Source organism: Streptomyces sp. NPDC001985, from assembly GCF_040296845.1.
Taxonomy (GTDB): Bacteria; Actinomycetota; Actinomycetes; order Streptomycetales; family Streptomycetaceae; genus Streptomyces.
In genome coordinates, this window is record NZ_JBEOYB010000111.1 from 1 (window position 1) to 15,745 (window position 15,745).

The 15,745-nt window shown below is 72.8% G+C and carries 11 protein-coding genes; 8 read left to right on the forward strand and 3 right to left on the reverse strand.

Annotated features, from left to right (window positions below; genetic code table 11):
- Window positions 1-122: 122 nt before the first annotated feature.
- The gene (locus tag ABT122_RS31120) at window positions 123-1,172 is read left to right on the forward strand and encodes an AI-2E family transporter (RefSeq protein WP_351559089.1); all 1,050 of its coding nucleotides are present in this window, start codon (window positions 123-125) and stop codon (window positions 1,170-1,172) included.
- Window positions 1,173-1,730: 558 nt separating this feature from the next.
- On the opposite strand, the gene ABT122_RS31125 is transcribed toward ABT122_RS31120, so the two are convergent.
- On the reverse strand, window positions 1,731-3,845 hold the full coding sequence (locus ABT122_RS31125) for an ATP-binding SpoIIE family protein phosphatase (protein WP_351559091.1): 2,115 nt from the start codon (window positions 3,843-3,845) through the stop codon (window positions 1,731-1,733).
- Between the two features lie 168 nt (window positions 3,846-4,013).
- Between ABT122_RS31125 and aspS the strand changes: the two genes are divergently transcribed.
- From aspS to ABT122_RS31145, 4 genes are all read left to right on the forward strand, one after another.
- Entirely contained in the window at window positions 4,014-5,786 is a 1,773-nt protein-coding gene (aspS, locus tag ABT122_RS31130) for an aspartate--tRNA ligase (protein ID WP_351559093.1), read from the forward strand.
- A gap of 220 nt (window positions 5,787-6,006) precedes the next feature.
- Window positions 6,007-6,534 (forward strand): SigE family RNA polymerase sigma factor, encoded by a 528-nt coding sequence (locus tag ABT122_RS31135; protein WP_351559109.1) that lies wholly within the window; start codon window positions 6,007-6,009, stop codon window positions 6,532-6,534.
- The gene (locus ABT122_RS31140; protein ID WP_351559095.1) at window positions 6,518-7,345 is read left to right on the forward strand and encodes a hypothetical protein; all 828 of its coding nucleotides are present in this window, start codon (window positions 6,518-6,520) and stop codon (window positions 7,343-7,345) included. The genes ABT122_RS31135 and ABT122_RS31140 overlap by 17 nt, the downstream gene beginning before the upstream one ends.
- A gap of 11 nt (window positions 7,346-7,356) precedes the next feature.
- On the forward strand, window positions 7,357-8,238 hold the full coding sequence (locus ABT122_RS31145; RefSeq protein ID WP_351559097.1) for a L,D-transpeptidase family protein: 882 nt from the start codon (window positions 7,357-7,359) through the stop codon (window positions 8,236-8,238).
- A gap of 134 nt (window positions 8,239-8,372) precedes the next feature.
- Here the strand turns inward: ABT122_RS31145 and metG are convergent, their stop codons facing one another.
- The gene (metG, locus tag ABT122_RS31150) at window positions 8,373-9,992 is read right to left on the reverse strand and encodes a methionine--tRNA ligase (protein WP_351559099.1); all 1,620 of its coding nucleotides are present in this window, start codon (window positions 9,990-9,992) and stop codon (window positions 8,373-8,375) included.
- A 188-nt stretch (window positions 9,993-10,180) separates the two neighbouring features.
- Between metG and ABT122_RS31155 the strand changes: the two genes are divergently transcribed.
- Both ABT122_RS31155 and ABT122_RS31160 read left to right on the forward strand, forming a co-directional pair.
- Complete coding sequence (locus ABT122_RS31155) at window positions 10,181-10,834, forward strand: response regulator transcription factor (RefSeq protein ID WP_351559101.1); 654 nt, start codon at window positions 10,181-10,183, stop codon at window positions 10,832-10,834.
- A gap of 161 nt (window positions 10,835-10,995) precedes the next feature.
- Window positions 10,996-12,132 (forward strand): sensor histidine kinase, encoded by a 1,137-nt coding sequence (locus ABT122_RS31160; protein ID WP_351559103.1) that lies wholly within the window; start codon window positions 10,996-10,998, stop codon window positions 12,130-12,132.
- Here the strand turns inward: ABT122_RS31160 and ABT122_RS31165 are convergent.
- Entirely contained in the window at window positions 12,129-13,832 is a 1,704-nt protein-coding gene (locus tag ABT122_RS31165; protein ID WP_351559105.1) for a VWA domain-containing protein, read from the reverse strand. The genes ABT122_RS31160 and ABT122_RS31165 overlap by 4 nt on opposite strands.
- Before the next feature lie 376 nt (window positions 13,833-14,208).
- Here ABT122_RS31165 and ABT122_RS31170 point away from each other — a divergent pair.
- The coding region (locus tag ABT122_RS31170; RefSeq protein ID WP_351559107.1) for a PhoX family protein at window positions 14,209-15,745 on the forward strand (1,537 nt) is incomplete at its 3' end.

The following is a 15,745-nucleotide window of genomic DNA, read 5'->3' on the forward strand; positions in this document are numbered from 1 at the left end:
CCGGAAGGTCCCCAGTACCCAGAGCACCGCCGCGGCCACCCCTGCCACCAGCAGGACGACGGCGCACCAGGCCGCGAGGCGCCGCACGGGCCCGGGGCGCGCGGGCGTGGTCGGGTGGAGGGGTGCTGACCCTTCTCCCCGAGCCCGTGCGGCGCCTCGCGGCCTGGTGCGCCGTCGTCCTGCTGGTGGCAGGGGTGGCCGCGGCGGTGCTCTGGGTACTGGGGACCTTCCGGATCGCGGTCACCCCGGTGCTGCTCGCGCTGCTGGGCACGGCGCTGCTCGGGCCGTTCCACCGATGGCTCGTCCGCATGAAGGTGAACCGGTCGCTCGCGGCCGGGCTGACCTGTGTGGCCGTGCTCGCCGTCGTCGGCGGGGCCATGTACATCATCGTGACCGCGCTGATCGACAGCGGCGACCAGATCCTGCTCTCGCTGCGGCGGGCCGCGGAGGGGCTCGTCGAGCACCTCGGGGCGGCCGGGACCTCGGTCAACGACCTCGCCGGCAACGCGAAGGACCTGCTCCAGAAGTTCGGGGGGACGGCGGCCTCCGGGGTGATCAGCGGGCTGGGGGTGGTGGGGCAGGCGATCGCCACCGCCGTCCTCGCGCTGCTGCTGATCTTCTTCTTTCTCCGGGACTCCGACCGGGCGTCCGATCTGGCCCACGCCATCGCGCCGGGGCCGAACGGGGACGCCGTCGAGGCGATGGGGCGGCGTGCCTTCGAGGCCGTCGAGGGGTTCATGCGCGGGACCACCTTCATCGCCCTCATCGACGCGATCCTCATCACCATCGGACTGCTGGTGCTGAGGGTGCCCGGGGCGGTGGGGCTGGGGGCGCTGGTGTTCGTCGGGGCGTACATCCCCTACCTCGGGGCCTTCATCTCCGGCGCGGTGGCGGTGCTGGTCGCGCTCGCCGACCGGGGGTGGGTGATCGGGCTGTGGGCGCTGGGGGTGGTGCTGGCGGTGCAGGTGCTGGAGGGGCATCTGTTGCAGCCGATGATTCAGAGCAGGACGGTGCAGATGCATCCGGCGGTGGTGATGCTGGCGATTACCGCGGGGGCGGGGGTGGCGGGGATTCTGGGGATGCTGCTGGCGGTTCCGGTGACGGCGGCGGCGTTCGGAGTCATCAGCGAACTCCGCGCCCGCTACCCGTCTCCTCCCCCTCCGACCCCTTGACCTCCCGCCCCGAGCCCCGGGCGCCCGCGCCTCAATTCCCCAGACGGGGATGGACCACTCAGCCCGTCTGGGGGCACCTCTCGGAGGCAGCTCCGGGGGAGTTCGAGGACGGACCCTGGTCCACAGGACCCCGCATCCCGCGGGCCCGGGTCGGGGGCCAGCCCCCGAACCCCCGCGCCTCAAACGCCGGCGAGGCTGGATTTCGTGCCTCGGCTCGCCGGAGCGGTGAAGGTGGCCCGGCCCAAACGCCGGCGAGGCTGGATTTCGTGCCTCAGCTCGCCGGAGCGGTGAAGGTGGCCCGGCCCAAACGCCGGCGAGGCTGGATTTTGTGCCTCAGCTCGCCGGAGGGGCTGAGGGCGCGGCTCAATCGCCGGGGGGGGGGCTGGATTTCGTGCCTTAGCTCGCCGGAGGGGCTGGGGGCGCGGCTCAATCGCCGGGGGGGGCTGGATTTCGTGCCTCAGCTCGCCGGAGGGGCTGAGGTGGACGGACCCTGTGGCACCGGTGCCCGCGCGCTGCGGAGCCCCGGAAGTCACCAGCACCCCGGAGGGGCCACCCGGATTACGGGGTGGGCTTGGTCGACTCGTGGAGGGTGAACCAGATCGACTTGCCCTCGCCCCGCGGATCAACCCCCCACGCATCCGCCAGCATCTCCATCAGCATCAACCCCCGCCCCGACGACGCCATCTCCCCGGGGCGCCGCTTGTGCGGCAGATCATCGCTGGTGTCCGTCACCTCCACGCGCAGACGGCGGGCGGTGCCCTCGCCCGTGCCGCAGGTGACCTCCGCGGCCAGCAGCGCGTCCCCGTCGGTGTGGACCAGCACATTGGTCAGCATCTCGGAGACCATCAGCACCGCCGAGTCGATCTGCTCCGTGTCCGCCCAGTCGTGCAGCAGCTCCCGCATCTGCTGCCGGGCCGCCGCGATCCGTTCCGGCTCCGCCTGGGCCACCGTCATCGCCGTGCGCCGGGGGGCCTCCCGGACCGGTGCCCCGTCGCGGGCGAGCAGCACGAGCGCGACATCGTCCTCGCGCCGGTCGGCGAGCGGGCCGGTCGTGTAGTGGGAGACCGGGCCGTGCACCGCCTGCACCAGGGAGTCCGCCAGCTCCTCCAGCGAGTCCGGCTCCGTGTGGTTCTCCAGGACCTCCCGCAGCCGCACCCACCCGGTGTCCAGATCGTGCCCGCCGGTCTCCAGCAGCCCGTCGGTGCAGATCATCATTGTCTCGCCGGGCTCCAGCGCCATCCGGGTCGTCGGATAGTCCGAGTCCGGGTCGATGCCCAGCGGCAGCCCGCCCTCGGTGGGCCGCATCAGCACCGTCCCGTCGGCGGTGCGCACCGCCGGCTCCGGGTGGCCGGCCCGGGCGATCTCGATGCCGCCGCTCGCCGGGTCCACCTCCAGATACAGACAGGTCGCGAAGCGGGGGCTGGAGTAGTCGGCCTTCTCGTACGTATCGGTGATGCCGTGCAGAAAGCGGGACGCCCGCGAGAGCACCGCGTCGGGCCGGTGCCCCTCGGACGCGTACGCCCGCAGCGCGATCCGGAGCTGCCCCATCAGCCCGGCCGCCCGCACATCGTGCCCCTGCACATCCCCGATGACCAGCGCGATCCGACCGGACGGCAGCGGGATCATGTCGTACCAGTCGCCGCCGACCTGGAGCCCGCCGCCGGTGGGCACGTACCGCGCCGCCACCGTCATCCCGGGGATCGCGGGCCCCAGCACCGGCATCATCGACCGCTGGAGCCCCAGCGACAGCTCCCGCTCCGACTCCGCGACCCCGGCCCGGGTGAGCGCCTGAGCCAGCATCCGGGCCACCGTGGTCAGCACCGACCGCTCGTCGGGAGTGAAGGCCACCGGGTGGCGGAAGGCCGCCATCCAGGCGCCCATCGTCCGCCCGGCGACGATCAGCGGCAGATACGCCCAGGACTGGCGCCCCAGCCGCTGGGCCAGCGGCCAGCTCGTGGGGTAGCGCCGGCAGTACTCCTCCGGGCTCGGCAGATACACCGCCCGCCCGCCGCGCACCACGTCGGCGGCCGGGTGGTGCGTGTCCAGCCGCATATCGCTGAAAGGATCCTCCCCGGCGCTCTGGTGGCCGTGGTGCCCGATGATCGTCAGCCGCTCGCCCGCGGCGCCGAAGACCGCGAGCCCGTCCGGCGAGAACCCGGGCATGGAGAGCGAGGCCGCCACCCGCAGCACCTCGGCGGTGGACCGCGCCTCCGCCAGCGCCCGCCCGGCGTCCAGCAGGAACGCCTCGCGCGAGCGCCGCCAGTCACCGGTGATGGGGGTGCGGGCCGCCGTGCCCTCGGTGGGCTCGGCGACCTGCTGGAGCATTCCGTCCAGCAGATACGCCCCGTTGTGGAGGACCGGCTTGGAGCGGCTCCGCACGGTACGGACGACCCGGCCCTCGTCGTCGACCACCCGCAGCCTGCCCTCGGCGAGCGTCCCCTCGGCGATGGCCAGCGAGACGACCCCGTTGATCTCGTTCCAGTCGATGGGATGGAAACGGGCCCGTACCACCGACTCGGGGAAGGTGTGGGACGGGGATTCGCCGGGGGCGGCGGGTTCGCAGGGCAGCTCCAGCAGCCGGGCGGCCTCGGAGTCGAGGGTGACGAACCCCGCCGCGTTGTCCCACCGCCACAGGCCGGTTGCGATCGCGGCCAGGACATCCTCGGTGCGCATTGCCTCACTTTATTCCGATCTGGAGCACCATCGTGCCCAGAGCCCCTCCGGGGCCCACTCACGGGGGACAAGCGGTGGCGTGTCCATCCCCATGAGGTGTGTCGGCCCCGGGCGGTAACCTTGACGGACCCGGCCCATCCCAAAATCACCAAGACTGGATGAACGACGATGCATCGGTACAGGTCACACACGTGCGGCGAGCTCCGCGCCTCTGACGTCTCCACCGACGTCCGGCTGAGCGGCTGGCTGCACAATCGCCGAGACCTGGGCGGCATCCTCTTCATCGATCTGCGCGATCACTACGGCATCACCCAGCTGGTGGCCCGCCCCGGCACCGCCGCCAACGAGGCGCTGAGCCACCTCACCAAGGAGACCGTCGTCCGGATCGACGGCACGGTCGTCAGCCGTGGCGCGGACAACGTCAACACCGAGCTGCCCACCGGCGAGATCGAGGTCGAGGTCGCCGAGGTGGAGGTGCTGGGCGCCTCCCAGCAGATCCCGTTCACCATCAACGCGGACGACGGGGTCAACGAGGAGCGGCGGCTGGAGTACCGCTTCCTCGATCTGCGCCGCGAGCGCATGCACCGCAACATCATGCTGCGCAGCGCCGTGATCTCCGCCATCCGGCACAAGATGACCGCGCTCGGCTTCAACGAGATGGCCACCCCGATCCTCACCGCCACCTCCCCCGAGGGCGCGCGCGACTTCGTGGTCCCGTCCCGTCTCAACCCGGGCAGGTTCTACGCCCTGCCGCAGGCGCCGCAGCAGTTCAAGCAGCTCCTGATGATCTCCGGCTTCGACCGCTACTTCCAGATCGCGCCCTGCTTCCGCGACGAGGACGCCCGCGCCGACCGCTCCCCCGGCGAGTTCTACCAGCTCGACGTGGAGATGAGCTTCGTCGAGCAGGAGGATGTCTTCCGCCCGGTCGAGAAGCTGATGACCGAGCTCTTCGAGGAGTTCGGCGGCGGCCGGCACGTCACCTCGCCGTTCCCGCGCATTCCCTTCCGCGAGGCGATGCTGAAGTACGGCAGCGACAAGCCCGACCTCCGGGCCGAGCTGGAGCTGACCGACATCACCGATGTCTTCGAGGGCTCCGCGTTCAAGGCGTTCGCCGGCAAGCACGTCCGCGCGCTGGCGGTGCCGGATGTCGCCGCCCAGCCCCGGAAGTTCTTCGACGGGCTCGGCGACTTCGCCGTCTCGCTCGGTGCCAAGGGCCTGGCCTGGGTGCGCGTGGCCGAGGACGGCTCGCTCTCCGGCCCGATCGCCAAGTTCCTCACCGAGGACAACGTCAGCGTCCTCACCGAGCGCCTCGGCCTCGCCGCCGGCCACGCCGTGTTCTTCGGCGCGGGCGACTTCGACGAGGTCACCAAGATCATGGGCGGCGTCCGGGTCGAGGCCGCCAAGCGCTCCGGCCACTTCGTCGAGGGCGAGTTCCGCTTCTGCTGGATCGTCGACTTCCCGATGTACGAGCGGGACGAGGAGACCGGGAAGATCGACTTCTCCCACAACCCCTTCTCCATGCCGCAGGGCGGGATGAGGGACCTGGAGGAGAAGGACCCCCTCGACATTCTGGCCTGGCAGTACGACATCGTCTGCAACGGCCTGGAGCTGTCCTCCGGCGCGATCCGCAACCACGAGCCCGAGATCATGCTCAAGGCCTTCGAGATCGCCGGTTACGACCGCGACACCGTCGAGCAGGAGTTCGCGGGCATGCTCCGCGCCTTCCGGCTCGGCGCCCCCCCGCACGGCGGCATCGCCCCGGGCGTGGACCGCATCGTGATGCTCCTCGCCGACGAGCCCAACATCCGCGAGACGATCGCCTTCCCGCTCAACGGCAACGCCCAGGACCTGATGATGGGCGCGCCCACCGAGCTGGACGAGTCCCGGCTGCGGGAGCTGAACATCCAGCTCCGCAAGCCGGTGGCCAAGCCCGCCGAGTAGGCCGCCGGTCCGCCGGGCGGCTCCCGCCCGGTCTCCGGAGAGGCCCCGCACCGCCACGGCGGCGCGGGGCCTCTCCGCTGCCTCCCGCCCGCCCGGGGAGGTGCGCCGCCACCCGGGCCAGGCGGCTGAAGAAACCATTCAGCGCGGGCGGGCAACCGGGACCCCGGCCCAGCGCGTTCTCCGGATGTGGACGACCGAGAACAAGGGCGGGGATGGCTGGATGGGCTCCGGGGGCGACGAGGGCGACTTCGAGGCGTTTGTCGCCGCCAGAGGGCCACGGCTCCTCCGGGTGGCCTGGCTGCTGACCGGCGACCGGCATCTCGCCGAGGACCTGCTCCAGACCGCGCTGGCCAAGGTCTGGCCCAAGTGGCACACCGTCGCCCGGGACCATCCCGAGGCGTACATCCGCAGGACACTGGTGCACACCCACGCCTCCTGGTGGCGCCGGCGCTGGCGCGGCGAGGTGCCGCACGGCGAACTGCCGGACGCGGTCGCGTCCTGGGACGCGTACGCCTCCGTCGATCTGGAGCAGTCGCTCGCCTGGGCGATCCGCGCGCTCCCGGTGCGGCAGCGCGCCGTCGTCGTGCTGCGCTACTTCGAGGACCTGAGCGTCGAGGAGACCGCCGAGACCCTCGGCTGCGCGCCCGGCACCGTCAAGAGCCAGGCGTCCAAGGCGCTGCGCACCCTGCGCGCGCTGCTGCCCGACTCCGCGACCGAGAGGCGTGAGCACCATGCGCGAGCCTGTTGACCACGCCGAGGACGAGCTGCGCGTCCTGCTGGAGCGCGCCACCCCCGAGCTGAGCGCCCCCGAGGGGCGGCTCCGCCAGGTGCGGGAGCGGGTCGCCCGCCGGCGCCGCAGACGGGCGGGGGCCGCCGTGCTCACCGTCACCGCCCTCGCGGTCGCCGGGACGCTGCTGCCGCAGACCCTGGACGGCCTCCACCACCGCCCGGACAGCACGGCGTCCCCGGCGGGCACACCCTCCGTGCGCGCAGTGGAGGCCCTGCCCGCCCCCGGCTCCGTCCGGGGCGCCGGACCGCTGCGCTTCTCCGAACTGGAGGGGCTGGCCGTCGACCTGCCGTCGTCCTGGCACGCCCTGGCGGCCCCCGCCGACAGCCGGAACAGCGTGGAGGCGGTCGGATATCTGAGCACCCAGCCGCTCACCTCCCTCGTCCGGCCCTGCGGACGCGACCGGGCGCCGAACTGCGCCCCCGTGGAGCGGCTCGCCCCCGGTGAGGTGCTCATCGAGGTGGACGACCAGACATCCGTCAACCCGGGCAGGGAGAAGACCTCCCGTGCCCTGGGCGAGCCGGCCGGCATGGACCGGTTCTGCGAGCGGATCGGCGGCAGCGCCATGTACACGGCCGAGGTGCTGAACGAGGACCGGTACCACGACCTCAGGAGCGTCTTCAGAGTCTGTGTCACCGACGGCACCTCCGAGCGGACGGTGCGGCAGGCACAGAAGATCGTCGACAGTGCCCGTTACCGGGACAGAAGCGCTCCGGCCGCTCCCCTCACCGAGATCTTCGACAGGCCGCCGACGACCGGCGCCACCCAGTGAAGGGCCCGCGCATGACCTTCCGTACCCTCCCGGTCCGTCTCCCGGTCCGTCTCCCGGTCCGTTCCGCCCGTCCCGCCCCGGCCCGTCCTGTCCGAACGGCCCGTCCTGTCCGTACGGCCCGTTCCGCGCTCCCGGCCGCCGCGCTGGTCCTCGGTGTGCTGCTCACCGGCTGCTCGGCGGGCGCCGGCGGGACGGCGGACAGCGGTGGCCCCGGCGCCGGGCGGACCGGAGCCGGGGCCTCCGCCGCCGCCGGGCCCGGGGAGCGGCGGGCCGAGCCGCAGGCCGCGCGGCGGGAGGTGGTGCGGGAGATACCCGGCATCGGCCCCCGCACCGGGGACCGGATCGACGAGCGGACCCGTCAGGTCTTCGTCGTCTCCGGCGAGGACATCGACTCCAGCCACTCCACGGCGGCCCTCTGGGAGCGCGACCCCCGGCTCGGCTGGCAGCGCGTCACCGGCCCCTGGCCCGCCCGCAACGCCCACCGGGGCTGGACCGAGGACCACCGCCTCGGCGACCTGCGCTCACCGATCGGGGTGTACGGCCTCACCGACGCGGGCGGTCTGCTCCCCGACCCGGGCAGCAGGCTCCCGTACGACCAGGGCCCGGCCTTCACGGTCGGCGGGACCAACTTCGACGGCGAGCCCCTGAAGGGGGCGTTCGACCATGTGGTGGCGGTCAACTACAACCGCAGGCCCGGGGTGACCCCGCTGGACTGGACCCGTCCGCTCGGCGCGGAGAAGGGCGGCGGCATCTGGATACACGTCGACCACGGCAGCGGCACCCAGGGCTGCGTCGGCCTCGCCGAGCCGAGGGTCGCCGAGCTGCTGAGGCGCCTGGACCCGAAGGACCGGCCGGTGGTGGTGATGGGGCCCGCCGGGTCCCTCGCCCGCTGACCTGGCACCGGTGGGTACGCGCGAAGGACCGCCGGCCCCCTTCCCGGGGCCGGCGGTCCTCTCTCCGGGGCCGGCGGTCCCTCGTCGGGGCCGGCGGTCGTCCCCGTCTCCGCGCACGGAACCGCTGCCGGTCCCTACTGGTCCTTCTTCGGCTCCTCCAGGCGGGGGAAGAGCACCGCGCCCTTCGTCACCGTCGAGCCCACCGGCAGCAGACCCCACGTGCCCGCGTCCCGCACCCGCTGCTCTGCCAGCGCGCCCAGCCCGGCCTCCGCGCCCAGCGACTCCCACAGCGCCTGCGAGGTCTCGGGCATCACCGGGTTCAGCAGCACCGCGACGGCCCGCAGCGACTCGGCGGCCGTGTAGAGGATCGTCGCCAGCCGGGCGCGGCCCTCCGGAGAGTCGTCCTTGGCGACCTTCCAGGGCTCCTGCTCGGTCAGATAGCCGTTGACCTGCTTCACGAACTCGAAGATCGCCAGGATGCCGCCCTGGAAGTCCAGCTCGTCGCCGATCTTCCGGTCCGCCGTCGCGGCGGCCCGCGCCAGGCCGTCCCGGACGGCCGTCTCTGCCTCGCCGGACGCGGTGGCCTCCGGCAGCGCGCCGCCGAAGTACTTGCCGATCATCGCGGCGACCCGGGAGGCGAGGTTGCCGTAGTCGTTGGCCAGCTCGCTGGTGTAGCGGGCGGTGAAGTCCTCCCACGAGAAGGAGCCGTCCTGCCCGAAGGCGATGGCGCGCAGGAAGTACCAGCGGTAGGCGTCGACACCGAAGTGCGAGGTCAGATCCTGCGGCTTGATGCCGGTCAGATTCGACTTGGACATCTTCTCGCCGCCGACCATCAGCCAGCCGTTGGCCGCGATCCGGCCCGGGACCGGCAGTCCGTTCGCCATCAGCATGGCCGGCCAGATGATCGCGTGGAAGCGGAGGATGTCCTTTCCGACCAGGTGCACATCGGCCGGGAAGGTCTCATCGAACTTCGCCGGGTTCTCGTTGTAGCCGACGGCGGTGGCGTAGTTCAGGAGCGCGTCGATCCACACGTAGATCACATGCTTCTCGTCCCACGGCACCTTCACCCCCCAGTCGAACGTGGACCGGGAGATCGAGAGGTCCTGGAGGCCCTGCTTCACGAAGTTCACGACCTCGTTGCGGGCGGACTCGGGCTGGATGAAGCCGGGGTTCGACTCGTACAGCTCCAGCAGCTTCGGGCCGTACTCGCTGAGCTTGAAGAAGTAGTTCTCCTCCTTGAGGAGCTCCACCGGCTTCTTGTGGATGGGGCAGAGCTTCTGCCCGGCGTACTCGCCCTCGCCGTCGATCAGATCGCCGGGGAGCTTGTACTCCTCACAGCCCACGCAGTACGGGCCCTCGTACCCGCCCTTGTAGATCTCGCCCTTGTCGTGGAGATCCTGGACGAACTCCTTCACCCGGTCCGTGTGGCGCTTCTCGGTGGTGCGGATGAAGTCGTCGTTCGCGATGTTCAGATGCTCCCAGAGGGGCTTCCACGCCTCCTCCACGAGCTTGTCGCACCACTCCTGGGGAGTGACCCCGTTCGCCTCCGCGGTGCGCATGATCTTCTGACCGTGCTCGTCCGTGCCGGTGAGGTACCACACCTTCTCGCCGCGCTGACGGTGCCAGCGGGTGAGCACGTCGCCTGCGACGGTCGTGTAGGCGTGGCCCAGGTGAGGAGCGTCGTTGACGTAGTAAATGGGGGTCGAGACGTAGTACGCCGCCGCCCCCTGCTTCTCGGTTCCAGTGGCCGCCATGTCGAAATCCTACTGGCCCCGCGCGGCCCTTCTCACCGCGATAAACCCCTGCGGGCACGGGGGGCGGCCCAGGGAGCCGGGGGGCCGGGGAGACCGGCGAAACACCCCGTGGCGTCAGCGAAACACCCCGTGGCGTTAAGTGGACGGGGACGAACCGGAAGTGGTGCGGACGGGGTGGAGAGGACGAGATGCGGGTACTGGTCGCCGAGGACGAGGCCGCCCTCGCGGAATTGGTCGCCACCGGGCTGCGGCGGGCCGGATTCGCCGTGGACACCGTCCACAGCGGGGACGAGGCCCTCGCCAGTCTGGGGCTGCACGACTACGACGTCGTCGTGCTCGACCGTGATCTGCCCCGGGTGCACGGCGACGAGGTGGCCCGCGCGCTGGTCGCCGCCGCCTCCCGCACCCGGATTCTGATGCTGACCGCCTCGGCCGGTCCGGAGGACCGGGTGGCGGGGCTCGATCTGGGGGCCGACGACTACCTCGGCAAGCCCTTCGACTTCCCGGAGCTGGTCTCCCGGGTCCGGGCGCTGCGGCGGCGCAGCGCCCGGCCCGTGCCGCCGCTGCTGGAGCGGCACGGGGTGCGGCTGGACCCCTCCCGCCGGACGGCCCGGCGCGAGGGGCGGGATCTGGAGCTGTCGCCGAAGGAGTTCTCCGTGCTCCAGCTCCTGCTGGAGGCGGACGGCGCGACGGTCTCGGCGGAGGAGCTGCTGGAGCGGGCCTGGGACGCGCACGCGGACCCGTTCACCGGGGCGGTACGGGTCTGTATGAGCAAGCTGCGGGGGAAGCTGGGGGAGCCGGCGCTGATCCGTACGGTGCAGGGTGTGGGGTACGCGCTGTGAGGCGGGGGGTTTCGGCGGTGCGGGGTGTGCCGGAGGCGCCGGGTGTCTCGGCTGCGCCGGGTGTGTCGGGTGCGCCCGGGGGGCCGGGGGCTCACGAGGGCTCCGGGGGGCCCGGGGCCCGTGGCTCCTCCGGGCGGCGGGTGCACAGGGGCCCCGACGGGATGGGGCCCGGGTCGGCGATCCGCATCCGGGTCGCCTTTGTCCACGGGGTGGCCTTCCTGCTGCTCGGCGGGGTGCTGCTCGGGGTCGTCCGGCTGCTCTCCACCACCGGTGCGGACCCCCGGGCGGAGGCCCTCGCGCCGCCGGCGGCCGTGTCCGCGCAGTCGCTGCAGTCGCTCTTCTGGTCCTTCACCGCGCTGCTGGTGGCGGCGCTCTGCGCGGTGGTGGTGGGGTGGTGGACGGCGGGCCTGGTGCTGCGGCCGGTGCACGCCATGACGGCGAAGGCCCGGCGGCTCTCCGAGCGGACCCTGCACGAGCGGATCGCGGCGAGCGGTCCGGACGACGAGCTGAAGGAGCTGGGCGACACGCTGGACGCGCTGCTGGCGCGGCTGGAGAAGGCGTTCGACAGCCAGCGCCGGTTCATCGCCAACGCCTCGCACGAGCTGCGGACGCCGCTGGCCACCCAGCGCACCGCGATCCAGGTGGGCCTGGCGCCGGGGTGCACCGCGGACGAACTGGCCGCCGCCCGGGAGATCCTGCTCGACGCCAACCGCCGCAGTGAACGGCTCATCGAGGGGCTGCTGACGCTGGCGCGCGGGGAGCGGGGGCTGGAGGAGTACGAGGAGGTGGACCTCGGCGAGGCCGTGGCTCAGGAGGCGCTGCGGCACCGGGTGACGGTGCGGATCGGCGGGCCGGGGGGCGGGCCGGGGGGCGGAAGCGGGGCCGGGGGTGGAGTCGGTGCGGGTGCGGGTGCGGGTGCGCGTGCCGGTGTCGTTCGGGGGAACCGGCCGCTGCTCGACCGTCTCGTGGGCAATCTGGTGGCGAACGCCGTGGCCTACAACATCCCCGGCGGGACGGTGTCCGTGCGGGTCGCGGAGGGCGTGATCACGGTGGAGAACACCGGCCCGGTGATCCCCGAGGAGGACATCCCGGCGCTGTTCGAGCCGTTCCGGCGGGGAGAGGGACGGGACCGGATGGGGCCGGGCGCGGGCCTGGGGCTCTCCATCGTCCGCTCGATCGCCCACGCCCACGACGGAACGGTGACGGCCGGACCGGGCCCGGAGGGCGGTCTGACCGTCACCGTCTCACTGCCGACGGTCACGCCGTCGGTTACGCCGTCGGTCGGCGCCGCCGGCTAGGCGCGGGGGCGCCAGGCCCCGAGGACGCCGTCGTACAGCTCCCCGTCGGGGAGGGTGGCGGGGGTGGGCCCGGCGTGGAAGAAGGCGGCGTTGTCCGCGGCGAGCTTGCGGAGGTAGTCGAAGGCCTTCGCATCGTGCTCGCCGAAGGCGACGAACTGCCAGAAGACGCCCGGGTCCGCCGTGGCCGCCGCACTCAGCGCGGCGGTGGCGGCGGTCTTGGACTCCGGCGCGCCGTCGGTCTGGAAGATCACCAGGGCCGGGCCGGCGGGGCCGCCGGGGACGGACTTGGCGTGGAGGGCGAGAACCTCCTCGATCGCGAGGTGGTAGTTGGTGCGGCCCATCCGGCCGAGTGAGCCGTGCAGCTCATCGATCCGGCCCTCGTACGAGGCGGGGGTCAGCTCGCCCGTCCCGTCGACCTCGGTCGAGAAGAACACGACCCCGACCGAGGGGTCCTCACCGAACTGTGCGGCGAGCGCGAGCGCCTGCTCACCGAGCCGCTGGGCGCTGCCGTCCTTGTAGTACGACCGCATGGACCCGGACCGGTCGAGCACCAGATACACCCGCGCCCGCACCTCCCCGAGCCCCGCCCGCGCCACCGCGGCCCGAGCCGCCTCCTGATGGGGAAGCCCGACGACCGCCACCCCGGCCTCCGCCACGGCGGGGGGTGCCTCGGCGACGGGGGCGGGCTCGGCCTCCACGGCTTCGCCGGCCGGAACGGGCTGGGACACGACAGCCTCGGCGGCCACCGGGTCCTCGGCGGCCACGGGGTTCTCCCCGGTGACCGTGGCGGGCTCGGGCTCGGGGTCGGCTGCTTCGGCGACGACCGGGTCCTCGGTGGCGGCGGGAGTCTCGGCCGGTGTGGGTTCGCTGGGGGCGGTTTCGGGTTCCGTTGTGGCTGCCGGGGCGTCGGGCTCGGGTTCTGTTTCTGCCGGGGTGTTCTCGGTGGGCGGGGTGGGGTCGGGGTTGGGCGTCTCGGCGACGACCGGGTCCTCGGCGGCCACCGGAGTCTCGGCGGCCACCGGAGTCTCGGCGGCCACCGGAGTCTCGGCGGCCACCGGGGGCGCGGTGGGCTCCACCGGTGCCTCCGGCTCCGCCGCTTCCTTCTCTTCCTTCTCTTCCTTCGCCTCCGGCTCCACGGCTTCGGCAACCTCGGGGGCTGCTGCCTTCGGGACCTCCACCGGCTCGGGCTCGGGCTCCGGGGTCGTGGACGCCGGCTCGGGCTCCGGGGGCCCGGGTTCCACGGCCTCGGGTGCGGGCGGGGTCTCGGCGGAGGGCTCCGGCTTCGCCGGGGTCTCCTCGGCAGCGGGCTCCACCGAGGGTGCCGGCGGTTCCGGTTCCGTGCGGGCCTGGGAGGGGACCGATGGCGTGCGGGGGCGGGGCTGGGCGTTGTCGAAGGCGGCCGACACCAGGTCGGTCGCCCGGACCTCGGGCGACGCGGAGGCGGGCGCGGGCACGGAGGCGGTGCCGGGCTCCGGAGTGGTCTCGGGAGCCGCCTCGGGCGTGCTCTCGGCCGCGGGCTCCGACGCGGGCGCGGGCGCGGTCTCAGCGGGTGCGGTTTCCGCGGGCGAGGAGGTCTCGGCCGGGGGCGGGACGGTGGGAGGGGTGGCCGGTTCCGTGCGTTCGGACTGGGCGGGTACGGAGGGGGCAGCCGCCGACTCGGTTGGCTCCGAACGATCGCGACCGAATACCTTGCGCAGCAAGCTCCGAATGCCCATGTGCGAGGCCTTTCGCATGAGTTGGGTGCCGTATTCTCCACACTTGGACCAGGTTTGTCCGTGGTATGTCCTGGCCAGGGCGGACACGTAAGGTTAGCCGCCGCCCGCCGCCAACCCCCGCAGGGGCGGTCGACCCCCGCACCGTCCCCGACGTGCCCACCGCACATCCACGGCGTGTTCACGACTGAACCCGCACCGCGGCCATTCGGCCGCACCCTGGCCGATAATCCCCACCCCACTCCCCGCATTCACCCGCCGTTCATTCAACGTCCGCCGGTTCGCACGGGTTCCCCTCTAACGTCTCGCCCGGAGAGATTCCGACAGACTGTCGGCGCGGTGTGCGCCGGAGGAGGACCACAAAGTGCGCAGACTGCTGCCGCTCCTGAGCACCAAGCCGCACGCGGGCGGACGATCGGCGCTCACCTGCCGTTACCGCTGTGGGGACGCCTGTTTCCAGGAGGTGCCCAACACCTCCGGCAACGAGTACGCCGGGGACATCATCGCCGGGGCCCTCTCGCGCCGGTCCATGGTGCGCGCCACCGCCGTGGTGACCGTCGCCGCCGCGGCGGGAGCCGCTGCCGTGGCCGGACCGGGCGCCGCCGCCCCCGCCGCGGCGGCCCCTGTCACCGGACGCGGCCACGGACCCGGCCACGGTTCCCGGGACGGCGCCCGTGGCCTGCGCTTCTCGCCGGTCGCCCCCAACCGGAACGACAAGGTCACCATCCCCGCCGGATACACCCAGGAGGTGGTGATCCGCTGGGGCGACCCGATCCTGCGCGGCGCGCCCGCCTTCCACCCGGACCGGCAGACCGCGCGCGCCCAGGCGGGCCAGTTCGGCTACAACAACGACTTCCTCTCCCTCCTCCCGCTCCGGGGCGAGCGGGACCGCCAGGTCCTCGTCGCCAACCACGAGTACACGGACGAGGTCCTCATGTTCCGGGGGTACGACCCGGAGAACCCGACCCGTGAGCAGGTGGAGATCGCCTGGGCGGCCCATGGGCTCTCCGTCGTGGTCGTCGAGGAGGAGCGCGGGTCCGGGCGGCTGACCCCGGTCCGCCGCCATCACCTCAACCGCCGCCTCACCGCGACCAGCCTCTTCGAGATGGCCGGCCCGGCGGCGGGCAGCCCGCTGCTGCGGACCTCCGCCGACCGCACCGGCAGCCGGGTGCGCGGCACGCTCAACAACTGCGCGGGCGGCACCACCCCCTGGGGCACCACCCTGCACGGCGAGGAGAACTTCAACCAGTACTTCGCCAACGCCTCCGGCGAGACCGACCGGCGCTACGGCATCGGCACCGGCGCATCCGAGCGGAAGTGGGAGCGGTTCGACAAGCGCTTCGACGTGGCGCGGGAGCCCAACGAGTCCCACCGTCACGGCTGGGTGGTCGAGCTGGACCCGTACGACCCCGACTTCACCCCGCGCAAGCGCACCGCGCTCGGCCGCTTCAAGCACGAGGCGGCGCAGCCCCGGCTCACCGCCGACGGCCGCCCGGTGGTGTACATGGGCGATGACGAGCGGTTCGACTACTTCTACAAGTTCGTGTCGTCGAAGCGGATGCGGAAGGGCACCTCGCGGGCGGCGCGCGAGCACAACCGCACGCTCCTCGACGAGGGCACGCTGTATGTGGCGAAGCTGACCGGTGACAGCCCGCGGGACATCGACGGCACCGGGAAGCTCCCGGCCGATGGGGAGTTCGACGGCTCCGGCGTATGGATTCCGCTGGCGACCGGCGAGACCTCGCACGTCCCGGGGATGACGGCCGACGAGGTCTATGTCTTCACCCGGGTCGCGGGCGACAAGGTCGGCGCCACGAAGATGGACCGGCCGGAGGATGTCGAGCCCTCGCCGCGCACGGGCCGGGTGTATGTCGCGCTCACCAACAACACCGACCGGGGCA